Annotated in this window: 23 protein-coding genes and 1 pseudogene; 15 read left to right on the plus strand and 9 right to left on the minus strand. The window is 60.9% G+C overall.

The genetic code is table 11. The features are described 5' to 3' along the window. The first annotated feature begins 61 nt into the window (after positions 1 to 61). The 8 genes from ACH6CX_RS15985 (at position 62) to ACH6CX_RS16020 (ending at position 7,226) form a co-directional block, all read left to right on the plus strand. Positions 62 to 733: a histidine phosphatase family protein gene (locus ACH6CX_RS15985; protein ID WP_233005727.1), complete on the plus strand. Its 672-nt coding sequence runs from the start codon at positions 62 to 64 to the stop codon at positions 731 to 733. A 40-nt stretch (positions 734 to 773) separates the two neighbouring features. Next, positions 774 to 1,988: an acyl-CoA dehydrogenase family protein gene (locus ACH6CX_RS15990; protein WP_237064276.1), complete on the plus strand. Its 1,215-nt coding sequence runs from the start codon at positions 774 to 776 to the stop codon at positions 1,986 to 1,988. Between the two features lie 61 nt (positions 1,989 to 2,049). Next, positions 2,050 to 3,108 (plus strand): phosphotransferase, encoded by a 1,059-nt coding sequence (locus ACH6CX_RS15995; protein WP_233005725.1) that lies wholly within the window; start codon positions 2,050 to 2,052, stop codon positions 3,106 to 3,108. A gap of 24 nt (positions 3,109 to 3,132) precedes the next feature. Continuing rightward, a complete protein-coding gene (locus ACH6CX_RS16000) occupies positions 3,133 to 3,909 on the plus strand; it encodes an SDR family oxidoreductase (protein WP_233005724.1) in 777 nt (258 codons plus the stop codon). Position 3,910: 1 nt separating this feature from the next. After that, positions 3,911 to 4,696 carry an SDR family NAD(P)-dependent oxidoreductase gene (locus ACH6CX_RS16005; protein WP_233005723.1) on the plus strand — a complete coding sequence of 262 codons (786 nt, stop codon included), beginning with the start codon at positions 3,911 to 3,913 and terminating at the stop codon, positions 4,694 to 4,696. Between the two features lie 73 nt (positions 4,697 to 4,769). After that, positions 4,770 to 5,234, plus strand: a complete 465-nt coding sequence (locus ACH6CX_RS16010; RefSeq protein WP_233005722.1) for a MaoC family dehydratase — start codon at positions 4,770 to 4,772, stop codon at positions 5,232 to 5,234. A 14-nt stretch (positions 5,235 to 5,248) separates the two neighbouring features. Further along, positions 5,249 to 6,172, plus strand: a complete 924-nt coding sequence (locus ACH6CX_RS16015; protein ID WP_237064274.1) for an SDR family NAD(P)-dependent oxidoreductase — start codon at positions 5,249 to 5,251, stop codon at positions 6,170 to 6,172. 76 nt (positions 6,173 to 6,248) lie between these two features. Continuing rightward, positions 6,249 to 7,226: an NADPH:quinone oxidoreductase family protein gene (locus ACH6CX_RS16020; protein WP_233005720.1), complete on the plus strand. Its 978-nt coding sequence runs from the start codon at positions 6,249 to 6,251 to the stop codon at positions 7,224 to 7,226. A 43-nt stretch (positions 7,227 to 7,269) separates the two neighbouring features. Here the strand turns inward: ACH6CX_RS16020 and ACH6CX_RS16025 are convergent, their stop codons facing one another. The 4 genes from ACH6CX_RS16025 to dinB form a co-directional block, all read right to left on the minus strand. Further along, on the minus strand, positions 7,270 to 7,716 hold the full coding sequence (locus ACH6CX_RS16025; RefSeq protein ID WP_233005719.1) for a hypothetical protein: 447 nt from the start codon (positions 7,714 to 7,716) through the stop codon (positions 7,270 to 7,272). Continuing rightward, a complete protein-coding gene (locus ACH6CX_RS16030; protein WP_233005718.1) occupies positions 7,713 to 8,249 on the minus strand; it encodes an RNA polymerase sigma factor in 537 nt (178 codons plus the stop codon). Before ACH6CX_RS16030 ends, ACH6CX_RS16025 begins: the two co-directional genes overlap by 4 nt. Positions 8,250 to 8,339: 90 nt before the next feature. Beyond that, the gene (locus ACH6CX_RS16035) at positions 8,340 to 8,636 is read right to left on the minus strand and encodes a DUF6116 family protein (RefSeq protein WP_233005717.1); all 297 of its coding nucleotides are present in this window, start codon (positions 8,634 to 8,636) and stop codon (positions 8,340 to 8,342) included. Between the two features lie 121 nt (positions 8,637 to 8,757). After that, on the minus strand, positions 8,758 to 9,846 hold the full coding sequence (dinB, locus tag ACH6CX_RS16040; protein WP_233005716.1) for a DNA polymerase IV: 1,089 nt from the start codon (positions 9,844 to 9,846) through the stop codon (positions 8,758 to 8,760). Between the two features lie 86 nt (positions 9,847 to 9,932). Here dinB and ACH6CX_RS16045 point away from each other — a divergent pair, with 86 nt between their 5' ends. Continuing rightward, positions 9,933 to 10,457 carry a peroxidase-related enzyme gene (locus ACH6CX_RS16045; protein ID WP_233005715.1) on the plus strand — a complete coding sequence of 175 codons (525 nt, stop codon included), beginning with the start codon at positions 9,933 to 9,935 and terminating at the stop codon, positions 10,455 to 10,457. Between the two features lie 105 nt (positions 10,458 to 10,562). Here the strand turns inward: ACH6CX_RS16045 and ACH6CX_RS16050 are convergent, their stop codons facing one another. From ACH6CX_RS16050 to mutS, 5 genes and pseudogenes are all read right to left on the minus strand, one after another. After that, a complete protein-coding gene (locus ACH6CX_RS16050) occupies positions 10,563 to 12,638 on the minus strand; it encodes a hypothetical protein (RefSeq protein ID WP_237064270.1) in 2,076 nt (691 codons plus the stop codon). Positions 12,639 to 12,689: 51 nt separating this feature from the next. Next, positions 12,690 to 13,001 (minus strand): annotated as a pseudogene (locus ACH6CX_RS16055) (hypothetical protein); the annotation flags it as partial. 413 nt (positions 13,002 to 13,414) lie between these two features. After that, positions 13,415 to 13,582 carry a DUF1328 family protein gene (locus ACH6CX_RS16060; protein WP_233005713.1) on the minus strand — a complete coding sequence of 56 codons (168 nt, stop codon included), beginning with the start codon at positions 13,580 to 13,582 and terminating at the stop codon, positions 13,415 to 13,417. Positions 13,583 to 13,845: 263 nt separating this feature from the next. Then, positions 13,846 to 14,169 carry a ferredoxin FdxA gene (gene fdxA / locus ACH6CX_RS16065; protein ID WP_233005712.1) on the minus strand — a complete coding sequence of 108 codons (324 nt, stop codon included), beginning with the start codon at positions 14,167 to 14,169 and terminating at the stop codon, positions 13,846 to 13,848. 123 nt (positions 14,170 to 14,292) lie between these two features. Continuing rightward, positions 14,293 to 16,935: a DNA mismatch repair protein MutS gene (gene mutS / locus ACH6CX_RS16070; protein WP_237064268.1), complete on the minus strand. Its 2,643-nt coding sequence runs from the start codon at positions 16,933 to 16,935 to the stop codon at positions 14,293 to 14,295. 91 nt (positions 16,936 to 17,026) lie between these two features. Here mutS and ACH6CX_RS16075 point away from each other — a divergent pair, with 91 nt between their 5' ends. The 6 genes from ACH6CX_RS16075 to ACH6CX_RS16100 all read left to right on the plus strand — a co-directional run bounded on the left by ACH6CX_RS16075 (position 17,027) and on the right by ACH6CX_RS16100 (position 22,792). Next, a complete protein-coding gene (locus ACH6CX_RS16075) occupies positions 17,027 to 17,536 on the plus strand; it encodes a CinA family protein (protein ID WP_237064266.1) in 510 nt (169 codons plus the stop codon). 75 nt (positions 17,537 to 17,611) lie between these two features. Next, the gene (gene recA / locus ACH6CX_RS16080; protein WP_233005709.1) at positions 17,612 to 18,646 is read left to right on the plus strand and encodes a recombinase RecA; all 1,035 of its coding nucleotides are present in this window, start codon (positions 17,612 to 17,614) and stop codon (positions 18,644 to 18,646) included. A 43-nt stretch (positions 18,647 to 18,689) separates the two neighbouring features. Further along, positions 18,690 to 19,169 carry a regulatory protein RecX gene (locus ACH6CX_RS16085; RefSeq protein ID WP_233005708.1) on the plus strand — a complete coding sequence of 160 codons (480 nt, stop codon included), beginning with the start codon at positions 18,690 to 18,692 and terminating at the stop codon, positions 19,167 to 19,169. 40 nt (positions 19,170 to 19,209) lie between these two features. Then, entirely contained in the window at positions 19,210 to 20,688 is a 1,479-nt protein-coding gene (glpK, locus tag ACH6CX_RS16090) for a glycerol kinase GlpK (RefSeq protein WP_237064264.1), read from the plus strand. 99 nt (positions 20,689 to 20,787) lie between these two features. After that, positions 20,788 to 21,807, plus strand: a complete 1,020-nt coding sequence (locus ACH6CX_RS16095) for a class I fructose-bisphosphate aldolase (RefSeq protein ID WP_237064262.1) — start codon at positions 20,788 to 20,790, stop codon at positions 21,805 to 21,807. A 145-nt stretch (positions 21,808 to 21,952) separates the two neighbouring features. After that, positions 21,953 to 22,792, plus strand: a complete 840-nt coding sequence (locus ACH6CX_RS16100; protein ID WP_237064260.1) for an alpha/beta hydrolase — start codon at positions 21,953 to 21,955, stop codon at positions 22,790 to 22,792. Positions 22,793 to 22,897: the final 105 nt, after the last annotated feature.

The following is a 22,897-nucleotide window of genomic DNA, read 5'->3' on the forward strand; positions in this document are numbered from 1 at the left end:
AACTTTAATGATTCAACTGGCAGCGTTAGGGTGAAATCCTGGTTGACAGGGGAGAAGCAGATTGGCCGAGTTCTTTACCGTGCGCCACGGGCAGGCTTCGTTTGGCGCCGCTGACTACGACAAGCTTTCCGAGCTGGGCTGGCGCCAGGCGCGCTGGCTGGGCGAACACTGGATGGAGCAGGAGGCGGGCTTCGACCGGATATTGTGCGGGGACCTGAGACGCCACCGGGAAACCGCCAGCGGGATCTGCGAAGGAGCTGGGCTGGACCATGCCCGCGTCGAGCTGTTGCCCCAACTGAACGAGTTCGATTTCCAGTCAGTAATGCGCACCTATGGGGAGCTGGATCCCGCGGCGATACCCGATCGCGGCGCCGGGCGGAGCGATTACTACCGCTTCCTGAAAAAGGCCATGGGTGCCTGGATTCGCGATGAGATCGCTCCGGGGGAGAGCTGGGCTGCATTTGAACAGCGCATCGGTGAAGCCCTGGCCGTCCTGTCGGACAGTCCCCGCGGTAGCCGCACGCTGGTGGTGAGTTCCGGAGGTGCCATTGCGATGATGGTGCGGTCGGTGATGGCGGCCGGGCCCGAGGCGGTCATCAAGCTGAATATGCAGATCCGCAATACGGCGATCAGCCACTTTTTCTCCAGTCCCGGTGATATCAGCCTGCACAGTTTCAACCATATCCCCCATCTCGAACGCCACGACCGGCGGGAATTCATAACTTACAGCTGACCACTTCCGGGTCGGCCCCGAACAGGTAAGGAAATCGATCATGCACTTCGAATATTCCGACAGGGTCCAATCTCTTCTCGAGCGCCTGCGTGCGTTTATGCTCTGCCATGTGTATCCGAGCGAACAGGCTTTCCTGGAGCAGCTGCAGGCGAACCGCTGGGGTGAGCCGCCGGTGATGGAGCAACTCAAGGCCCGGGCGCGGAAAGAGGAACTATGGAACCTGTTCCTGCCGGACCGCAGGTTTGGTGCAGGCCTTACCAACCTGGAATATGCGCCGCTCGCCGAGGAAATGGGCAGGGTGCTGTTCGCTTCCGAGGTATTCAACTGCAGCGCCCCGGATACCGGCAACATGGAAGTATTGGCGCAATACGGCAACCCGGAGCAACAGGCGCGGTGGTTGCAACCTTTGCTAGATGGCGAGATTCGCTCTGCTTTTGCCATGACCGAGCCGGCCGTGGCTTCATCGGACGCGACCAATATCGAAACCTCGATCGTGCGCGATGGCGACGACTACGTCATCAATGGGCACAAGTTCTATATCAGTGGCCTGATGAACAAGCGCTGCAAGATCATGATCGTGATGGGGAAGACAGACCCGGACAACCCGAACCGGCACCAGCAGCAGTCGCAGATCCTGGTGCCCACCGACACCCCGGGAGTCCGGATTGTGCGGCCAATGACGGTCTTCGGATATGACGATGCGCCCGAGGGGCATGCGGAAGTCGTGTTCGAGAATGTGCGGGTGCCGGCAGCGAACCTGATCCTGGGTGAGGGGCGGGGATTTGAAATTGCCCAGGGGCGCCTGGGCCCGGGCCGTATCCATCACTGTATGCGCCTGATCGGCCTGGCGCAGCGGGCGCTGGAGATGATGTCGCAGCGCGCTGAGCAGCGCGTGGTGTTTGGCCGGCCGATGAGCAAACAGGGGTCGGTGCGGGAGGATATTGCGCGCTCAGCCTGCGAAATCGAGCAAGCGCGGTTGCTCACCCTGAAAGCGGCGGACCAGATGGACCGTCACGGCAACAAGGCGGCCAGGGACCTGATTGCCATGATCAAGATTGTTGCCCCACAGATGGCCTGCAATGTAATCGACCGGGCGATCCAGATCCATGGAGCCGCGGGCCTGGGGCAGGACCTGGTGCTGGCCCACGCTTATGCTTATGCCCGCACAATCCGGCTGGCCGATGGGCCAGACCAGGTACATATGATGCAGCTGGGCCGCAACCTGGCCGCCCGCTACGGTGCCCTTGTGAAGTAAACCCAACAAACCTGAAAAAAAGAGATAAAGGGTGGCGCGACAGCGCCCCGGGGAGGTTGAGATGACAGAGAGCAATACCCTGGAAGAGCAGTCCGGTATCGACCAGTTACCCCTGGAGGCCCTGGGACAATACCTGGCTGACCAGCTCCCGGGCTTTTCTGGTCCGATCAGGGCGACCAAATTTTCCGGAGGCCAGTCGAATCCCACATTCAGGCTGGAATCGCCGTCCGGGACCTATGTCCTGCGGCGCCAGCCGCCGGGCAAGCTCCTCAAGTCCGCCCATGCGGTGGACCGCGAATTCCGGGTCTTGCGCGCACTGGCAGACACGGCGGTACCGGTGCCGCAAGTCCTGCACCTGTGTGAGGACCGCGAACTGATTGGCTCCATGTTTTACATCATGGAGTATTGTGAAGGGCGCATCTTCTGGGATGCGGCGCTGCCGGAAGTGGATAACGACCAGCGCTCGGGTATTTACGAGGAGATGAACCGGGTACTGGCCGCCATGCACAGTGTAGACATCGAGGCAGTGGGGCTGGCGGATTACGGCAAGCCCGGGAACTATTATCAGAGGCAGTTTGATCGTTGGAGCAGCCAGTACCGGGCATCGGAAATTGATCCGATTCCCGCGATGGACCAGTTGATCGAGTGGCTGGACGGGCACCTCCCCGGGGACGACGGCCGTGTAGCTCTGGTGCACGGTGATTACCGGCTCGACAATATTGTGTTCCATCCGGAGCGACCACAGGCCACTGCCGTGCTGGACTGGGAGCTGTCGACGCTGGGGCACCCGTTTGCGGACCTGGCATACCAGTGCATGCAGCTGCGCATGCCTGCCAGCGGCGAAAAAATGTCGGGACTGATGGGGGTGGATCGGCAGGCGCTCGGCATTCCCTCTGAGGCGGAGTATGTGGCCCGTTATTGCCAGCGAATGGGTATCGAGAAGATCGACAACTGGGCATTTTACCTTGCGTTCAGCTTTTTCCGCCTGGCTGCGATTATCCAGGGGGTGGCCAAGCGTGCGCAGCAGGGCAATGCGTCCAGCAAAAATGCCGCGCGGATGGGCGCCCTGGTGGACCCGGTGGCCCGGTTCGCGCTGGATGTGATTGAAAAAGAATACTGACAGGAAAAGTACGGAGAATCGATGATGTCCACGAACCTTTTTGACCTGAGCGGCAAAATAGCGCTGGTAACGGGCGCCAGCCGGGGTATTGGTGAGTCTATTGCAAAACTGCTGGCAGAGCAGGGCGCCCACGTCCTGGTTTCAAGCCGCAAAATGGAAGGTTGTAAGGCGGTGGCCGATGCCATCGTCGATGCCGGTGGCCAGGCGGAGGCGGTCCCCTGCCATATCGGCAATATGGAGGATATCCAGCGGGTGATTGGTGAGATCCGCCAGAAGTTCGGACGCCTCGATATCCTTGTTAATAACGCCGCGACCAACCCCTATTTTGGCCATATTCTCGATACCGACCTGGGCGCATTCCAGAAGACTGTCGATGTAAATATCCGCGGCTACTTCTTTATGTCAGTGGAGGCGGGCAAGCTGATGCGCGAGCAGGGTGGTGGGGTTATCGTGAATACCGCCTCGATCAATGCCCTGCAGCCCGGCGTGGGCCAGGGCATTTACTCCATTACCAAGGCGGCAGTAGTGAATATGACCAAAGCCTTTGCCAAGGAGTGTGCCCAGTTCAATATCCGCGTAAATGCCCTGTTGCCGGGACTGACCAAGACCAAGTTCGCCGGTGCCCTGTTCTCCCATGAGGATATTTACAAGACTGCCATCGGGCACATACCCATGCACCGCCATGCGGAGCCGGAGGAAATGGCTGGCACAGTATTGTACCTGGTCTCCGACGCCTCCAGTTATACCACAGGTGAGTGTGTGGTGGTCGATGGCGGCATGACGTCCTGTGGAGGGATCTGATATGAAACTGGACCCGATTCTGGATTTTTCCGGCCGTGTGGCGCTGGTGACCGGGGCTGCCAGCGGTTTCGGTGCCCTGCTTGCCCGTGAACTCGGTGCCCGGGGTGCGGGGCTGGTGCTGGGCGATATTAACGAAACCGTCCTGATGGCGCTGGCAGATGAGCTGGGCAGTACCGGGGTAGAGGTGCGGGCGCAGCGGTGTGACGTGTCTCGGGAAGCTGACTGCGCGGCACTGGTGGATGCGGCTGCGAAGGCGTTCGGGCGGCTGGATATCGCAGTCAATAATGCCGGTGTGGCGCCGCCGATGATGTCGGTGGAAAAGACCAGTGAAGAGGAAATGGATCGACAGTACAACATCAACCAGAAAGGGGTTTTCTTTGGCATGAAGCACCAGTTGCCGCTGATGAAAAAGCAGCAGTCGGGTACTGTGCTGAACGTCTCTTCCATGGCAGGGCTGGGCGGTGCGCCCAAGATCGCCTCTTACGCGGCGGCCAAGCATGCCGTTATTGGCCTGACGAAAACTGCGGCAATTGAAAATGCCAGCCATGGGATTCGTGTCAATGCCGTCTGCCCGTTCTTTACCCTGACGCCGATGGTGACGGATATCGAAACCCCGGATGGGGTGAGCGCGCAGGACTTCCAGGCATTCCTGGCGGCGGGCTGCCCGATGAAACGCCTTGCAGAGCCGGATGAGGTGGTCAGTGCCATGCTGATGTTGTTGTCCCCGAAGCTGACCTACGTTACCGGCCAGGCACTGGCGGTAGATGGGGGCGTATCCGCCTACTGAAATACAGACCGTTCAAGTCCGCCTGGCCGCGTTGAATGGTGAGTATGGGATCAACAGAGAAAAGGAGCGGCATATGCCAACAGCGATTCTCAGTGATGACCTGCAGCAGTTTATCGGCCACGAACCGGAGCCCACAGGCTGGATGACTATCGACCAGTCGCGTATCAACGCGTTCGCCGACTGCACCGGGGACCACCAGTTTATTCACGTGGATCCGGAAGCCGCCAGTAAAACCCCATTCGGTTCCACCATTGCCCATGGCTTCCTTACCCTGTCCCTGCTATCCCATTTTGCTGAGCAGCTGCAGATCGGCATCGACGGGATGAGGATGGCGGTTAACTACGGCCTGGACCGGGTGCGGTTTATCAACCCGGTCAGGGTAAACCAGCGCGTCCGGGTCCGGGCCCGGGTGATGGATATTGTCGAAAAGGCCCCGGGGCAGTTCCAGGTCAAGCTTGAGATGACCATGGAAATCCAGGGTGAGGAAAAGCCAGCCCTGATTGCCGAATGGTTGGTAATGCAGTTTACCGGAGACTAGCTGAGGAACATTCAATGACTATCCGATTTGATGGGCAGGTTGCGATCGTCACCGGGGCCGGCAATGGTCTTGGCCGGTCCCATGCGCTGGAACTGGCCCGCCGCGGCGCGCGTGTGCTGGTAAACGATCTCGGGGGTGCCCGGGACGGTAACGGTGCATCGATGAGCGCGGCGGAGCAGGTGGCTGAGGAGATCGTCGCGGCCGGCGGTGAGGCCATTGCAAGCGGTGCCAATGTTTGCGACTACGAGCAGGTAGAGGGAATGATCGCGGCCGCGGTCGAAAACTGGGGACGGGTCGATATCCTGGTGAACAATGCCGGGATCCTGCGGGACAAGTCATTTGCCAGGATGGCAATCGAGGACTTCCGCAAGGTAATCGATGTGCACCTGATGGGCTCGGTGCATTGCACTAAAGCGGCCTGGCCGCAGATGCGGGAGCAGAGTTATGGCCGGATCGTGATGACGACCTCGTCGTCCGGTCTATATGGCAATTTCGGGCAATCCAATTACGGAGCTGCGAAAACCGCCCTGGTCGGCCTGATGAATACGCTGTGCCTGGAAGGAGAGAAATACGGAATTCGCGTGAACTGCCTTTCCCCGACGGCCGCCACACGCATGACCGAGGACCTGATCCAGGACACGCGTGTACTGGACCTGATGACCCCAGAATCGGTAACCGCTGGCCTGGTCGCGCTGGTCGCCGGGGAAGCACCAAACCGCACGATCCTGTGTGCGGGAGCGGGCGGTTTCGCCCAGGCCCGGATCCTGGAGACCGAAGGTATTTACTTGCCGCCTGGTGAGCAGACCGGCGAGAACGTCCTCGCGGCCCTCGAGGAAATCGGGGATGAGACCGGGCAGCGGGAACTGGTCGGCGGCTTTAACCAGACCCTCAAGTTCGTACAGAAGGCCGCGGAAGCGCTCGAGGTTGACCTGGCGTGAGCTACCCGTATTACCGGGTGTAGAACGACACCGCCTGGTCGGTGTCTAAAATGATGAGTTGACGAGGTTTTGGCTGATGCGCGCACTGATATGCAATGAGTATGGACCGGTAGAAACGCTGGTGATTGAGGACCGCGAATCCCCTGTCCCCGGTGACACGGAGGTCAGGATCGATGTGCGGGCAGCGGGGCTCAACTTCCCGGATGTACTGGTCATCGCCGGGAAATACCAGGTAAAGCCGCCGTTGCCGTTTATCCCCGGTGGCGAATGCGCCGGTGTAGTGAGCGCCGTGGGAAATAAAGTCAAACGCTTCCGCGTCGGAGACAAAGTCATTGCCATGCCCGGCATGTCGGCGTTCGCGGAGCAGGTAAATGTCGACCAGAACCTGTTGGTACCGATGCCTGAAACCCTGAGTTTTGAGCAGGCGGCGGGTTTCTGTATTACCTATGCCACCTCCTACTATGCGCTGAAGCAGCGCGCTGCGCTGCAAGAGGGCGAAACCCTGGTGGTCCTGGGAGCCGCAGGGGGCGTTGGAGTGACGGCAATCCAGTTGGGTAAGGCGCTGGGAGCGCGTGTGATTGCCTGCGCCTCGAGCGCCCGCAAGCTCGAATTCTGCCGGGAGGCGGGAGCCGACGAGCTGGTTGATTACAGCCAGGAGGATCTGAAGGCGCGCATCAAGGAGCTGACCGGTGGCCGCGGTGCCGATGTGATCTTTGACCCGGTGGGAGGCGAATATACCGAACAGGCCTATCGCTCTATCGGTTGGTGTGGGCGCTACCTGGTAATCGGCTTTGCGTCCGGGGATATCCCCCACCTGCCCATGAACCTGCCTCTGCTCAAGGCTGGCGACATCATGGGCATATTCTGGGGCAGCTGGGCACAGCGGGATCCCTCTGCCAACCTGCAGAACTTTGCCGAGTTACTGCAGATGGTTGAGGAAGGGCGCCTGAACCCGATAACCACTGAGGTATTCAGCTTTGAGGAGTTCCGCGACGCATTTGCGGCAATTACCGAGCGCCGTGCCCGTGGTAAGGTGATCCTGAGCATTACCTGAGCGAGCACGGCTCCTGATTGACAGCCAGGGTGCCGGGCCGCTGTCAGGGCGTCGGCAGCAGACGGCAATGCCGGCGCGCTTTCCGGGCCAGGTCCGCGGGAAGACGGGCATCCAAAACTCCCCGTTGCTCTTTTCGCCACTGCTCACACAATGTCACGTAGTTACCCGCTCGCACCTCCCCGCGGAGAGCAAACCACTGGTCCCTCTCAACGGGCGTTGGTGCCTTTTGCTGCATCTGCCAGTTTTCCAGCGGATCTGTGCCGGTGCCAGTTGAGCCTCCGGGAGTCAATGCACCCAGGTACTGGGCCGGGTGAATCAAAAGTACCAGCACGGCTACAGCAGCGAAGCTGCCGGCGGCACCGGAGGCAAGACGGCTGTTACTGGGGGCCGGCTTGTACTGGCTGGCCTGCTGCAATATACGCTCATCCAGGTTCTCCGGCGAGGCCAGCTGGCTGGCCGCCTCCCGGTACTGGCTTTCCCAAACACTCATACAGTCACCTCCGCGATACGCCACGGCTGCCGCCGCGGTCCATGCAATATCTCCCGCAATTGTTCCTTGCCGTCATGGTAATGATCGCGACATTGTTTCAGCGAGATTCCCTCGATATCCGCAATTGTGGCCAGTGGCAGCTGGCACTCCATGTGTAGCAGGACAATATTCCGAAGCCGGCGGGGCAGTTGCTGGATGGCCTCCAATAAGGGGGCCCCGGGTGGCCCGGCCCTGGAGGTCGCCGGGCTGGTTTCCAGTGTTTCTTCCGGATGGCGGCGCAGCAATCGGTTGAGGCGGATAAATAGCCAGCTCCGCAACAGGCGCCCCTGTAAGGCGGGAGGATGCTCGAGCAGGCTGGTCCATAGCTCCTCGAGGACTCGACTGGCATAGTTGAAATTCATCTGTGCACAGTAACGATAGAGCGAGTCCTTGTACCGGGAGTACAGGTGCTGGAAGGCCCCGAGGTTGCGTGTCGAGTGATAAAACTCGAGCAGCGCCTCGTCGTTAAGGTGCTGGTAATGTTTGCGGGACAAGTTATCGCGCCTCCGTGCGCTTCCCAAATCCGCTCGTAAACAATTCGGTTGCGAGCATGGGCCGGCCGATCACTGGCGGCCGGAAACCGGTCATCTTTGCCCGTCGTCTTTTCGCTGTGAATGCTGTGCGAAAGAATGCTGACGTTTATCGCTGTTATCCCCGTCGGCGTTGCTGCGGGGTAAATCACTGCTTGTGGGTTTCCTGCGGCTGCCCAGGTAGAGAGCGGCCAGTCCCAGGAGGACCTCATCCACGAACGGCAGCAGGTCGGGGACAAACAGATCGACGATGAATACAGCGCAAATCCACTTGAATAACTGTGGGTGCCTGAGTCGACGGGCGTATGAAAGGAACCAGCCGACCAGGGCGCTCGGGAGCACTTTTTTCATGGCGTTCCCGCCTCCTGCCTCGGGTGAGTATAGTTGGCTGGCCGAAAAGCTTTGTTTTAGTAGACTCCGGCTACGCCAGATTTACTGACTGGTACGTGCCGACTGGTTTGGAGCCGCTGGTTCAGGCATTGGATACGTGGCGGTTACGGTATTTCAATGGTAGCGGCAGCTGTTCCGGCCCCATCTCGGCACGCAGATCCTTCAGTTTGACCCCCAGCCCCAGCAGCCGGATCGGTTCGGCACGCTTGTCCCAGCATTGCTGGAGGAGGTGCCGGAATTCAGTGGCACGCGCGTTCTGGCTGGAGCGTTCCTGAGTCATGGTGGAGAAGTCACTGTACTTGACCTTTACCCCGGCGCCGCTTATTTCGTAGCGTTCGCCCAGTTTTTCCAGCCGCTCGAGCAACCTTATATAGAGTTCAGACATCTCCTGCTGCCAGGCCTCCAGCGTGGGCAAGTCCTCACTGAAAGTACGCTCCACGCTCACACTCTTGCGGGAGCCATCGCTCCGTACCGGACGGTCATCAATACCCCGGCAGAGGTCGTGGAGACGGCTGCCAAACTTGCCAAACAGCTGGCTGAGCTCGACCCTGGTGAAATTGCGCAGGTCAGCGCAAGTCCGAATGCCGCGGCGATGCATCTTCTCTGCGGTGACCCGTCCCACGCCGTGGATCTTCTCCACAGGCAGGCGCAGCACAAACTCGTCGACCTGGTCCGGGGTAATGACCGTCAGGCCATTGGGTTTTTGCCAGTCACTGGCTATTTTGGCCAGGAATTTGTTGGGGGCGACGCCGGCCGAGATGGTGATGTTAAGGGAGGATTCCACCCGTCGGCGGATTTCGCGGGCGATCAGGGTCGCGCTGCCCTGGCAATGTTCGCTATCTGTGACGTCCAGATACGCTTCGTCCAGGGACAGCGGTTCCACAGCATCGCTGTAATCAGCGAAAATTTCCCGGATCTGGGCACTTACCTCCCGATATTTTTTCATATTACCGGGTACTACAATGAGGTCAGGGCACAGTTTTTTTGCCTGCGAACTGGGCATGGCAGATCGGACCCCGTAGCTCCGGGCCTCGTAATTGCAGGTCGAGATCACCCCGCGACGGTCACTGGCACCCCCTACGGCCAGCGGCCTCCCGCGCAGGTTGGGGTCGTCACGCATTTCTACCGAGGCGTAGAAGCAGTCGCAGTCGCAGTGGATGATCTTCCTCATGCTGGGATTATATACAGTGCTGTTGCCGGTCGGGAAGGCTGATTAGCACCCTGACTGGTAATTCACGGCGCTTTGGGAGAAGGATTATGAGTCGGATACCCCTGGTGCAGAGACCTGCCGATGAAGCGGTGGAGAAAGTCTTTGCCGAGATCGAGGATGAGCTTGGCTCTATCCCCAATATGTTCCGCGCCTACGCGCATCACCCTGAGCTGCTGCGGCTGAAATGGGAAAAGTTCAAGGTGTTGATGATGCATGGTTGCCTGTCAGTCAGGTTGAAGGAGAGTATTGCCCTGGTGGTGTCCGCGGACAACCGCAACGAATATGGCATAGCCAGGTACAGTGAGTTGCTGCAGGAGCGGGAGGTGGACCCAAAGGAAATCCTGCAAATCCGGCTTGACCCCGATCATGCGCACCTTTCCCCAAAGGAGCATGCACTGCTGGAACTCGCGCACCACGCCAACCAGACCCCATACGACCATGGGGAGAAGTATATTGATGCCGCCCGGCGGGAGGGGGCCAGCGATATGGAAATCGTCGAGGCTCTGGGTGTTATGGAGTTTATGACCGGTGCCAACCGGTTTCTGGAAGTGCTGGACGTTACCCTGGATTAACCTGGGCTAGTCGGCGAAAGGTTGGCCAAGGGGGGGAGTGGTCGAATGCTAGCTGGCAACAGGGGCGCCGCATGGCGCCCCTGCCTGTTTCTTGGATTGGTTGGCTTATTTGGAAACGGTGACCAGCTCACCGGATTCGAAATCAACCTGGACCATCTGATTGAACTTGGCCCCGAGTAGCTGTCCGCTCTCGGTTATGGCCAAATCCAGGATGCTGCGGTTGTCCACCAGGCCATAGCCGAAATATCGCCAGGGCATTGCTGAACAGCTGCCGGCTTCCAGGTCAAAGCGCAACAACTGATCGCCGGTAATCCACATCACCGGCCGGGCCGGGTCCATGGTGATACCCTGAATGCCTCCTATATTGATATCCATGGCATCCTGCCCGTTTGCGTCCAGGCAGCTGTCGAGAAGCAAAGTTAATTCGCCCGTTTCCGGCGAGTAGCTATGAATATCGCCATTGGCCTGCGATGCGATGTACAGGTTGCCCGAGGCGTTGTCCATGGCCACATCCACCGGGACATTGATGCTGCTGGAGGAATAGACGTTGGTAATCACCTTTGTAGCGAGGTCCACGGCCATAATTGCGTCGTTACCAGTTTCGGTTACGAGCAGCCGGTTCGAAGGAAGGTCCAGGGTGCTGCCGGTAAACTGGTAGGACGATCCGGCGCAATCGTTGGTGGAGGCAGTTGCCGGGGCGACAGGGGTAACTTGCCCGGTTTCAACGTCCACTTCAACTACGGCGTGATCGAACGTGGCGAACAAGCGGCCACCCTCCGGGTCGTAATCCAGGTCGCTGGCGATATGGTTGCAGTCGTGGTCGAAGTACGTGATGACATCTCTGTCGCCGGTTAGCAAGTCAACCGAGAACAGCACTGCCCTGGCATTGCCGCCGTCGTCTAGCAAGAACACCCGGCCGTTGGCCTCGTCAAGTTGCAGTGCGCGGGGGGCCAGCAGGTGTTTGCCGTTGCCCACGCCGTTTGAGGCAAACTCACTGCGAGTGCCGGTCTCAAGGTCGACAGAGAATATATAGTTGTAATCTGAATCGGAGACCAGGAGTCGGCTGTTTACCTCGTCCACCCCAATGGAGCTAACCTGGGCAACATTGAACTCAAGTTCGTCGGCTTCCAGTGACAGCACCTCTTGAGTTCCTTCAATCAGGTTGGCACGGGCAATTCCATCGTAACCGGCCATGTATGCCCATGTTTCGGTGCTGTCGAGGTCAATTCCTGCGAGGAGGAGGTTGAAGGCATCAGTTACAGCCTGGGAGTCTGCGCCGTCATAGTCGACCAGTTGCAGGCTGTCATCCCCGTTGTCATCGCCCCAGTGGCCGTTAAAAAGCAGCATTCCATTCTCAGCCAGCGCAAAATTATCTGACGCTACTTTTTTGCCGCTATCAGTGGTGCCGTCGACAACTGTGGCCATCGTAGAGCTGCCAAAGTCATAACGCAGGATCACGGACTTGTTCAGGGAATAATCTGAGGCAGAAAAGTAGGTCAGCAGAATGAAAAGGCCACTGTTGTCCGAAGAAACGTGGGTCTCACGTACGTTGGCGAAGGACCATTCGGCGGGGTCCAGCTGCAGGGGATAGCCGATCAGGAACTCTTGCTCTTTCGTATCCAGAGAGATGCCGGTGATTTCCAGCTGGTCGCTGAACAGGTTAGTGCAAATCATCTGGTCCCGGTCGGTGCGCAGTCCCAGCCCCTGGCAATATGGCTGGTCATTGAATTTCAGGGATTGGTAACTGTCATCGTCCAGCCCCATGATCACGATCTGGTCGTGCCAGGGCTGTCCTACCAGGCGGCGTCCTTCGGTATCCATTACAAACTGGATCGGCACGGCTCGCCTGATTACCTGTGCGCTGTCTGCAGACGACTCCACATTACCAGCTTCATCCTCGGTCTCCACCACAATAGTGGTATCTGCATTGTCGCTCAGCTCTATCGTCGCTTCCCACTCAACCTGGTCGCCGCCGGTGTCCGCGGTACCCGAGCCCACAGGTGAGCTCGAAGAGAGGGGAGAGGGATACGCAAATGCCTGCACAGCCGTTGATGAGAGGGTTGCCTCTACACCATTGACTCTTACTGCAGTGATCTTGTCAGAGTCACTTGCGACGCCCTTGACTGTCAGGGTATTCGCATCGCTGCGGGAAACTGTCCATGGGAACAGGATGGATGCCACAGGTGCGTCAGGATCAGATCCCCCCGAACCGGAGAAGCTGAATTCGGCATTGACTTGGCAAGCACTGGTGATAGGGCCGGTTGTATAAGCCAAGCCATCCAGGCTGCCACCGCAGCCCGTGACAGAGCTGACTTCATAGCCAGTGTCCGGTTGCAGTGTAAAGGTTGTGGTTGCTCCAGTATCAACTTCGACGCTTGCAGGAGAGATACTTCCCCCCGTGCCGGCCTGCGCGGTTACCGTGTACTGCGTTGGGGTCTGGTCCGGCGGGTTGTCAGTCGATCCTCCCCCTCCACCGCCGCCCCCGCCGCAGGCTGAGACTGTAAAAGTAAATACGGAACAGCTTAGCCACTTTTTCCAGTTCATAGGTTTTGTCACTCTTTTTGTTGTGCTTGTGCCCGGGTATTTATCATTTCTGTAAATGTTTTGGTAGTACCAGATAGCCTAATTGCATGGCCCAGCCCCTGATCCCGATAGCTGGCTAGTCCGTGAGCGGAGCGGGTGGATCCCAGTCACTGCCACGGATAAATGGGCACTATCCCCGTGCCCGGGGTTTGCTTGTGAACGGGTGCATTCTTTGTTGCGGATCGGTTCAATTTTTGATCGGGCGCAGTTGGCAAAATGGATTTGGCAATGTGCCATGGAGGCATGTGGCAGGGGCGCGTGGAAGAGTATCCGGAGGATGGGAAGTTTATTTTTTTGACAAGGATTTTTCGGCGATATGGTCGAGTGAAACCCGGAAGTGTGGAGGGCCTGGGCTGGCCCTCCAGAACGCTCTATTACTTGGGGGGTCTCTTGCGGCCGAAGATCAGTGCCAGCACGAACAGCACCAGGAAGATAAAGAACAGGACCTTCGCCGCATCTGCAGCGACACCGGCCACGCCGCCGAATCCGAAGAAGGCGGCAATGATCGCAATCACGAAAAAAATAATTGCCCATCGCAACATAGTCAGTCTCCTCTGATACCGGGAGAAAATAAGCCAAGTGCACTGAGCCGGCCGCTGTCGATTGGGCACAGGCCATCGCGGATGGCTCATGGACAACAGTTATAGGCCCAGAATCGGGCGCTCACCAGCAATTTTGTTCCCGCCGGTGAAATTCAGGGGGGATAGGGTGGCGGATCAGGGGAGAGATAGGATGGCGGAAACAGAAACGGGCCGCCCCGGGCGACCCGTTTCACAATAAGGTGCTGTCTGCCTGAAAGGGGGAGTTAGCGCTCCAGGTGCTCAAGCTTGCCTTTCTTGCCGTCCCACTCTGCAGCATCAGGGAGAGGGTCCTTTTTCTCGGTGATGTTGGGCCATACCTCGGACAGTTCCGCGTTCAGCTCGATGAACTCCTGCTGGTCATCCGGCACCTCGTCCTCGGAGAAGATGGCGTTGGCCGGGCACTCCGGCTCGCACAGTGCGCAGTCAATACATTCGTCCGGGTGGATTACCAGGAAGTTGGGGCCTTCATAGAAGCAGTCCACCGGGCAGACTTCCACACAGTCGGTGTATTTGCACTTGATGCAGTTTTCCCCAATTACGAATGTCATGCTTGTCCCTCGATGATGCGTCAGTCTCCGGGAGCGCCAGCCCCGGGGTATTTCTGTGAGTTGCGGATTTTAGCAACAACTGGCGCGAATTATAGTGGCTTTTCAGTCGAATTGGTTGGGTGCTTATAACAAATTGCGCAGGGCGTATAGCTGTTCCAGTGCCTGGCGCGGAGTCATTTCATCCGGGTCCAGTTCCGCCAGGGCGTCCACTGCCGGGTGGCTGGGGGCGCCGAACAGCTCCGCCTGCAGCGGTGATGCCGCCTCCGGGGATACCGCCTCCGGGGATAACGCCTCCGGGGATAACGCTTCCGGGCCACCGGTCGCCGCTTCGGCTCCTGCCAGCTCTGGGCGCTCGCCGGATTCCAGCGCCTGCAGCCGCTGCCGCGCCTCCACCAGAACCTCTCCCGGGATACCCGCCAGTTTTGCCACCTGCAGGCCGTAGCTCTTGGATGCCGGCCCCTCCTGGATGCGGTGCAGGAAGACGATGCTGTCACCGTGCTCGGTGGCATTCAGGTGGATATTGGCCGCCTCGGGGCAGCGCGCGGGCAGGTCCGTCAGCTCGAAGTAGTGGGTGGCGAACAGGGTGAAGGCACGCACCCGGTCGGCCAGGAAGTGGGCGCAGGCCCAGGCCAGGGACAGGCCATCGTAGGTACTGGTGCCGCGGCCGATCTCGTCCATCAGCACCAGGCTGTTCTCGCTGGCATTGCGCAGGATGTTGGCGGTTTCGGTCATCTCCACCATAAAGGTAGAGCGGCCCCCGGCCAGGTCGTCGGCACTGCCGATGCGGGTAAAGATGCGGTCCAGCATGCCGATACGGGCGGAATCCGCCGGTACGAAACTGCCGCAGTGGGCCAGCAGGGCGATCAGCGCGGTCTGGCGCATGTAGGTGGACTTACCGCCCATGTTGGGTCCGGTAATTACCAGCATGCGGCGGTCGTCGCGCAGGTCGATATCGTTGGCCACGAAGGGCTCGTCCAGCACCTGCTCTACCACCGGGTGGCGGCCGGCACTGATATCCAGGCCCGGCTCGGCGCCGAGGGCAGGGCGGCACAGGCGCAGGTTGTCGGCACGCTCTGCCAGGCAGGCCAGCACGTCCAGTTGCGACACGCCGGCTGCTGCGGCCTGCAGTTCGGCCAGTGATTCGTTGAGCTTGACGATCAGCTCCTCGTACAGTGCTTTTTCCCTGGCCAGGGCGCGGCTCTTGGCCGACAGGGCCTTGTCCTCGAACTCCTTCAGCTCGGGCGTGATAAAGCGCTCGGCATTCTTGAGAGTCTGGCGGCGGATATATTCGGCCGGCGCCTTGTCGCTCTGGCCGCGGCTGATCTCGATAAAGTAACCGTGCACCCGGTTGTAGCCGACCTTGAGGGTGGGAATCCCGGTGCGCTCTTTTTCCCGCTGTTCCAGCTGCACCAGGAAGTCGCCGGCGTTTTCACTGATAGCGCGTAACTCGTCCAGCTCGCTGTCGTAGCCTTCGGCAATCACGCCGCCATCGCGGATCACCACCGGCGGGTTCTCGACGATGGCCCGCTCCAGCAATGTCACGGTCTCCGGCCATTCGCCGATCTCGCGTCCCAGTTCGCGCAACAGTGCCGTGTCCATCTCTGCCAGCTGACGCTGGATTTCCGGGAACTGCGCCAGTGACTGCCCCAGCCGCGCCAGGTCGCGCGGGCGTGCAGAGCGCAGGGCCAGGCGGCCCAGGATGCGTTCCATATCCCCCACGGGCTTGAGGGCGTCCCGCAGGGGTTCGAAGCCATAGCTGTCCAGCATGGCGCCGATAGCATCCTGTCGGTTGTTCAGGGTGGTCAGCTGGCGCAGGGGATTGTTCAGCCAGCGTCGCAGCAGGCGGCTGCCCATGGCGGTCTTGCAGGTATCGAACACTGACAGCAGGGTATTGTCGTCGCCGCCGGAAAGGTTCAGGTCGATTTCCAGGTTGCGTCGGCTGGCGCCGTCCAGCGCCACTGTGTCATCGCTGGTCTCGGTCTGCAGGCTGCGGATATGCGGTAGCTCGGTGCGCTGGGTGTCCCGGGCATATTGCAGCAGGCAGCCGGCGGCAGTCACCGCGGCGAGCATGTGGCTGCAGCCAAATGCCTCCAGGTCCATGGTGCCGAACTGGTTGTTGAGGAGGCGCAGCGCGCTCTCGTGATCGAACTCCCACGGGGCGCGCCGGCGCAGGCCCGGCAGGCGCGCGACCTCAGCCGGCAGGGTGACATCTTCCGGGGCCAGCAGCTCTGCCGGGGCGTGTCGCTGTACCTGCTCGGCCAGGGTCTCGACAGTTTCCACTTCCTGCACCACGAATCGGCCGGTTGCCAGGTCCAGCAGGGCCAGGCCGTAGCTGTCACCCAGGTGCGCCAGGGCGCCCAGCAGGTTATCGCGACGCTCGTTCAGCAGTGCCTCATCGGTTACTGTGCCCGGGGTGACGATCCGCACCACCTTGCGCTCAACCGGCCCCTTGCTGGTGGCGGGGTCGCCGATCTGCTCGCAGATGGCTACCGATACCCCGGCCTTGATCAGGCGTGCCAGGTAGCCCTCTGCCGCATGGTAGGGGATGCCAGCCATGGGAATGGGCTCGCCCCCGGACTTGCCGCGGGCAGTCAACGTGACATCCAGCAGCTCTGCGGCCTTCCTGGCATCGTCGTAGAACAGCTCGTAGAAATCTCCCATACGGTAGAACACCAGTTCCTGGGGGTGTTCGGCCTTGATGCGCAGGTACTGCTGCATCATCGGGGTATGCTTGGCGTTGTTCGTGGCAGTCGCGGCTTGCGGCATGGGGCGTACTTCTTGTCCGTTATGAGGTGGATTTTGCCGGGGTCCGGGGGAAGGCGGTATTCTACCGATTCGGATAGCAAGGAATAAACAGATGACGGATATTTCGGGGCTTGCTCGGGAGCTTGGTGAAGAATTGCACAAGCGGGACTGGAAGGTAACTGCGGCAGAGTCGTGCACCGGTGGTGCAATCGCCGCCGCAATCACCTCGGTGCCGGGCGCCTCAGACTGGTTCGAGGGCTCGGTGGTCAGCTACGCCAACTGGGTCAAGCGCGAGCTGATCGCGGTCTCCGGGGATGACCTGGAGGAGCTGGGCGCGGTCAGTGAAGAGGTGGCCCGGCAGATGGCCTCCGGCGTGCTGGGCCTGATGGATGCCAATGTCGCCGTTGCGGTCAGCGGGATCGCGGGGCCGGACGGTGGCACTGAGGAAAAGCCAGTGGGCACGGTGTGGATCGCGCTGGCCCATTCCGAGGGGCAGGAGCCGGTTACCATTGATGCCAGCTGCTTCCATTTCGAGGGGGACCGCGCGGCGGTGCAGGAGCAGACCGTGGCCGAGGCGCTGCGGGAACTACTGGCGCTCGTGCGCGAGCACCCGGAAGATTGATTACTGGTTGCTTATACAGTAATCCTTCGTTAAGCTTGCCCCCAATCAACAACGCTTAAGTACATGGGAAAGGTCATGGATTCCAATAAAGACAAGGCATTGCAGGCGGCGCTGTCTCAGATCGAGCGCCAGTTCGGCAAGGGTACCGTTATGCGTATGGGGGACAAGGAGCGTGTGCAGATTCCCGCGATCTCCACCGGTTCCCTGGGCCTGGACGTGGCCCTCGGCATTGGCGGCCTGCCCCGCGGCCGTATCGTGGAAATCTACGGCCCGGAGTCTTCCGGTAAGACCACCCTGACCCTGCAGGTCATCGCCGAGGCACAGCGCAAAGGCGGCACCTGTGCGTTCGTGGACGCCGAGCACGCGCTGGACCCCATCTACGCCGAGAAGCTGGGCGTGAACGTCGACGAGCTGATCGTCTCCCAGCCGGACACCGGTGAGCAGGCCCTGGAAGTGGCCGACATGCTGGTGCGCTCCGGGGCGGTGGATGTCCTGATCGTCGACTCGGTAGCGGCCCTGACCCCGCGCGCCGAGATCGAGGGCGAGATGGGCGATTCCCACGTGGGCCTGCAGGCACGCCTGATGTCCCAGGCCCTGCGCAAGCTGACCGGTAACATCAAGAACACCAACACCCTGTGCGTGTTCATTAACCAGATCCGCATGAAGATCGGTGTGATGTTCGGCTCCCCCGAGACCACCACCGGTGGTAACGCGCTCAAGTTCTACTCCTCGGTACGCCTGGATATTCGCCGCATCGGCTCGGTGAAAGAGGGCGATGAGGTGGTCGGCAACGAGACCCGGGTGAAGGTGGTGAAAAACAAGGTGGCGCCGCCGTTCAAGCAGACCGAGTTCCAGATCATGTACGGCCAGGGTATCAACCTGCTTGGCGAGATCATCGACTACGGCGTCAAGCATGGGCTGGTGGACAAGGCCGGTGCCTGGTACAGCTACAAGGGTGACAAGATCGGCCAGGGCAAGGCCAACGCGGTCAAGTTCCTGAAGGAAAACCAGGGTATCCGCGATGAGATCGAGGGCCAGCTGCGCGCCCAGCTGCTGGGTGACCTGGTTCCCGCACAGCCGGAAGAGGCGGTGGAGTCCCCGGAAGAGTAATTCCGGGGAGCAGGGAGAGTAATCAGGACGGCCCCCTTTACCCGTGTTTTCCCAGCAAGACCCCGCTCAGGCGCTGTTCGGCGCGGCGCTTGAGATGCTGTCGCGCCGCGAGCACTCCTGCCAGGAATTACGGCAGAAGCTGGCGGCCCGCTTCCCCGATGCCGATTTCGACGCGCTGTTCCAGCGCCTTCATGAACTTAACTACCAGTCCGACCAGCGCTTCGCCGAAGTGTTTGCCCGTTCGCGTGTGCAGCGCGGCCAGGGGCCCTTGCGGATCCGTCGCGAGCTCCAGCAGCGCGGTGTGGACGCCTCTTATATTGAGGCTGCCATTGAGCAGCTCGAGGTGGACTGGTTCCAGTTGGCGGAGGAGACGCTGCAGCGCAAATTCCGCCAGCCCATCGACGATGCACAGCCCCGGGAACACCAACTGAAAGAGCGCGCACGGCGTCAGCGCTACCTTGCCTACCGGGGCTTCCCTGCGGATGCGATCCAGTGTGCACTGGAGGCAGAACTTTTCCCCTGAGGCTGTATACTCGGGGAAAAGATAAGAGCAAGGAGCCCCCATGATTCTTTCTGTTGATCAGGGCACCACCGGAACCACCGCCTTTGTCTTCGATTCCCACGGCCGCCTCCTGGGTCGCAGCTATTCCGAATTCCCGCAGTATTACCCCAAGCCCGGCTGGGTAGAGCATGATGCCAATGAAATCTGGCAGGTGACTCTGCGTGTCTGTGCCGCAGCAGTGGAGCGCGCAGGCATCGAGGTGGGCGAGTTGTCCGCGATCGGTATCACCAACCAGCGGGAAACCACGGTGCTCTGGGACCGCGAGACCGGCGAGCCGGTCTGCCGGGCGATTGTCTGGCAGTGCCGGCGGTCGGCCGAACTGTGCCGGGAACTGGAGCGTGCCGGGAAAGCCGAGTGGCTTCTCGAGCGTACCGGCCTGGTACTGGATGCCTACTTTTCCGCCAGCAAGTTACAGTGGCTGTTTGGCGAGCGCCCTGAGTTGCTGGAGCGCGCGCGTGCCGGGGAGCTGGCGTTCGGCACCATCGACAGCTGGTTGATCTGGAAGATGAGTGGCGGCCGAGCCCACCTGACCGACCATACGAACGCCAGCCGGACGCTGCTTTACAACCTGGAGCGGCGCGACTGGGATCCGGAGCTAATGGACCTGTTTGGTTGCCCGACAGGGATCCTGCCGGATATCCGCCCCTCCGCCGGGCTGTTTACCACCACCGACCCCGGGGCATTCCTGGGGGCTGAGGTGCCCATCTGCGGCGTGGCCGGCGACCAGCAGGCCTCCCTCTTTGGCCACGGCTGCACATCCCCCGGCACCATCAAGAACACCTACGGCACGGGCTGTTTCATGCTGGCTTACGCCGGTGACGAGCGCCCCGAGGCGCCGACCGGACTGCTCACCACCATCGCCTGTGACGCGACGGGGGCCCCCGCCTACGCGCTGGAGGGCGCCGTGTTCAATGCGGGTTCTGCGGTGCAATGGCTCCGCGACGATATGGGCCTGATCCAGCAGGCCGGGGAGACTGAAACCATCGCCAGGGGGGTGCCGGATACCAAGGGTGTATACCTGGTGCCGGCATTCAGCGGCCTGGGCGCCCCGCACTGGGACCCGGGCGCCCGCGGCACCATCTGTGGCCTGAGCCGGGGCTCCGGCAAGGCAGAACTGGTGCGTGCAACCCTGGAGTCCATCGCCTACCAGAGCGAGGAGCTGGCCCAGTTGATGGCCGGGTCCCTCGGTGTCGACACCACGCACCTGCGTGTCGACGGCGGGGCCAGTGCCAATGACTTCCTGATGCAATTCCAGTCGGATATCTCCGCAACACGGGTGGAGCGCCCGCGCCAGATCGAGTCCACGGCGGTGGGTGCGGCACTACTGGCGGGTATCGGCGCCGGCATATGGCCCGCGGGACAGCTTCCGGATTGCCTGCTGGAGATCGAGCGGGACTTCGTGCCGCGCATGCCGGAACAGCGGCGGCGGGAGCTCCTGGAGGGCTGGCGCCGGGCAGTAGCGGCGTGCCGTGCTTTCTGAGCCGGCGCTACGCCAGGAGAACCGCTAGTCGCGGCCAGTGGCCGCGATGAGTGTGAAAGTGCCTATCCTCAAGTCAGGAGTTGATGAGAGGTGATCAGCGTGAATATCAGTGATGAACTGCAGGCCACGATCGGCGACATGGTGGACGGCCGCCGCGGCATTCTTGCTGCGGACGAGAGCAGTGGCACCATCGCCAAGCGCTTCGCTTCCGTGGGGGTTGAATCCACGGAAGAGCACCGGCGCTTCTACCGCTCAATGCTGCTGGGTACAGAGGGGCTGGGTGACTATGTCAGCGGGGTTATCCTGTTCGAGGAGACTCTTGGCCAGAAAGATGACGGGGGCCGGCCCCTGCCAGAGGTGGCCTGGGGCCAGGGCATCGTGCCCGGCATAAAGGTCGACAAGGGCAAGGGCCCGCTACCGGGTGCACCGGGTGACATGATTACGTTCGGTCTCGACGGCCTGGAGGAGCGATTGCAGGGCTACCGCGAGCAGGGGGCCCGCTTTGCCAAGTGGCGCGAGGTCTACCCGGTAAGCCCCTGTAACCCGACGCAACTGGGCCTGGCAGCCAATGCCGAGATGCTCGCCCGTTATGCCGCCGTGTGCCAGTCCTGCGGGATGGTACCCATCGTCGAGCCGGAGGTGCTGATGGACGGCGATCACAGTATCGAGCGCAGTGCCGAGGTCAATGAGGTGGTATGGCACGAGGTATTCCACGCACTGCACCGGCATGGCGTGGTGCTGGAGTTGATGATCCTCAAGCCAAGTATGGTCACACCCGGCAAGGAGTGCGCCAAGGCGCCGCCCGAACAGGTGGCCGAGTACACCATGCGCAGCCTGCGTCGCGGAGTGCCTGCGGCGGTGCCCAGCATCAATTTCCTGTCCGGGGGGCAGGGGCCGGAAGAGGCCACGGCGAACCTGAATGCGCTGAACCAGCTGTGGCACGCGCCGTGGCAGTTGAGCTTTTCATACGGGCGCGCCCTGCAGGAACCGGCACTCAAGGCCTGGGAAGGTAAGAGTGGCAATGCCGGCCGCGCCCGGGCCGCCCTGCACAAGCGGGCGCGGCTGAATCACCTGGCCATGCTCGGCGAGTACGAAGAATCGATGGAAAAGGAATCGTAGAGATACGGCTTTCCGGGGTGCGGCTATCCGGGTTACGGCTTAGCGGGATACGGTCGCCAGGCCCGGCAGCTCAGCACCGGGCCCGCACCACAATCAGCACAAAAACAGTACGACACAATAAAAATAACGTAGCGAGGAGAGAGTGATGCAATTCATGTCACATGGAGACCAGCTGCATTTCCGGCGCTGGTGGGTAGAGGGAGCGCTCGGCGTCGTGGTGATCTCCCACGGGCTGGGTGAGCACAGTGGCCGTTATCGGCGCCTGGCGCGCGTTCTCAATAGCGCGGGTTACAGTGTCTATGCCCCGGATCACTACGGTCACGGCCTCTCGGCCGGGCGGCGCGGCCACATTGATGATTTTGCCCGCTACAGTGAACACCTGCATGACTTCATCCGCATTGTACGGCGGGATAACCCCGGGCGGCCCCTGCACCTGCTGGGGCATAGCATGGGCGGTGTCATCGCCTGTGGTTGCGTTGTGCGCTTCGGTGGGGTCGACAGCCTGGTGCTCTCCGCGCCAGGATTCCGGGGCCGTAATGAGCCGGGCGCGCTGGAGCGGCCGCTGATCAGCCTGTTGTCGGGGCTGGTGCCAAAGTTGTCCCTTTCCAACCGCCTGGATCCACAGGACCTGACCCACGACCAGGCCGTGGTAGATGATTACCTGGCCGACGACCTGGTCCACGACCGGGTTTCCATGCGTTGGTTCGCCAGCTTCCTGCGGGAGCGCGAGTTCCTCCATGCCAATCTCGACAGGATCACCGTTCCCTCCCTGTTGCTGCTGCCGCGGAGTGACCGCATGGTGGACAGTGACACCAGCCTGGCCTGGTTTGAGTGCTTCGGGAGTGAAGAGCGGCAGGTGAAGCTGTTCCCCGATGCCTTCCATGAGGTTTTCAATGAGCCGGAAGACGGGCCCCGGGCAGTGGAATTGCTGCTGGCACACCTGCGGGCCGGCCAGGAAGTGGGTGCCATTGAAGCCTCCGCCTGACCTGCCGGTGAACCGGGGCCGGTGAGCGGTCGCGGAGGCCGTGAAAATGCCCGTTAACCGTTGTACCATACGCGGTCGTTTTTGGCCCCGGGTGGGCCCTGAGGG

The sequence above is a fragment of the Microbulbifer sp. JSM ZJ756 genome, from assembly GCF_044383805.1.
Lineage (GTDB): Bacteria > Pseudomonadota > Gammaproteobacteria > Pseudomonadales > Cellvibrionaceae > Microbulbifer > Microbulbifer zhoushanensis.

Excerpts from the sequence above, each read along its gene's own strand:
- ACH6CX_RS16075 (WP_237064266.1), top strand. The coding sequence starts at position 17,027 with ATGACGGATATTTCGGGGCTTGCTCGGGAGCTTGGTGAAGAATTGCAC.
- ACH6CX_RS16035 (WP_233005717.1), bottom strand. The coding sequence starts at position 8,636 with ATGAAAAAAGTGCTCCCGAGCGCCCTGGTCGGCTGGTTCCTTTCATAC.
- ACH6CX_RS16015 (WP_237064274.1), top strand. The coding sequence starts at position 5,249 with ATGACTATCCGATTTGATGGGCAGGTTGCGATCGTCACCGGGGCCGGC.
- mutS (WP_237064268.1), bottom strand. The coding sequence starts at position 16,935 with ATGCCGCAAGCCGCGACTGCCACGAACAACGCCAAGCATACCCCGATG.
- ACH6CX_RS16000 (WP_233005724.1), top strand. The coding sequence starts at position 3,133 with ATGTCCACGAACCTTTTTGACCTGAGCGGCAAAATAGCGCTGGTAACG.
- glpK (WP_237064264.1), top strand. The coding sequence starts at position 19,210 with ATGATTCTTTCTGTTGATCAGGGCACCACCGGAACCACCGCCTTTGTC.
- ACH6CX_RS16100 (WP_237064260.1), top strand. The coding sequence starts at position 21,953 with ATGCAATTCATGTCACATGGAGACCAGCTGCATTTCCGGCGCTGGTGG.
- ACH6CX_RS15995 (WP_233005725.1), top strand. The coding sequence starts at position 2,050 with ATGACAGAGAGCAATACCCTGGAAGAGCAGTCCGGTATCGACCAGTTA.
- ACH6CX_RS16005 (WP_233005723.1), top strand. The coding sequence starts at position 3,911 with ATGAAACTGGACCCGATTCTGGATTTTTCCGGCCGTGTGGCGCTGGTG.
- dinB (WP_233005716.1), bottom strand. The coding sequence starts at position 9,846 with ATGAGGAAGATCATCCACTGCGACTGCGACTGCTTCTACGCCTCGGTA.
- ACH6CX_RS16020 (WP_233005720.1), top strand. The coding sequence starts at position 6,249 with ATGCGCGCACTGATATGCAATGAGTATGGACCGGTAGAAACGCTGGTG.
- ACH6CX_RS16025 (WP_233005719.1), bottom strand. The coding sequence starts at position 7,716 with ATGAGTGTTTGGGAAAGCCAGTACCGGGAGGCGGCCAGCCAGCTGGCC.
- ACH6CX_RS16010 (WP_233005722.1), top strand. The coding sequence starts at position 4,770 with ATGCCAACAGCGATTCTCAGTGATGACCTGCAGCAGTTTATCGGCCAC.
- ACH6CX_RS15990 (WP_237064276.1), top strand. The coding sequence starts at position 774 with ATGCACTTCGAATATTCCGACAGGGTCCAATCTCTTCTCGAGCGCCTG.
- ACH6CX_RS16060 (WP_233005713.1), bottom strand. The coding sequence starts at position 13,582 with ATGTTGCGATGGGCAATTATTTTTTTCGTGATTGCGATCATTGCCGCC.
- ACH6CX_RS16045 (WP_233005715.1), top strand. The coding sequence starts at position 9,933 with ATGAGTCGGATACCCCTGGTGCAGAGACCTGCCGATGAAGCGGTGGAG.
- fdxA (WP_233005712.1), bottom strand. The coding sequence starts at position 14,169 with ATGACATTCGTAATTGGGGAAAACTGCATCAAGTGCAAATACACCGAC.
- recA (WP_233005709.1), top strand. The coding sequence starts at position 17,612 with ATGGATTCCAATAAAGACAAGGCATTGCAGGCGGCGCTGTCTCAGATC.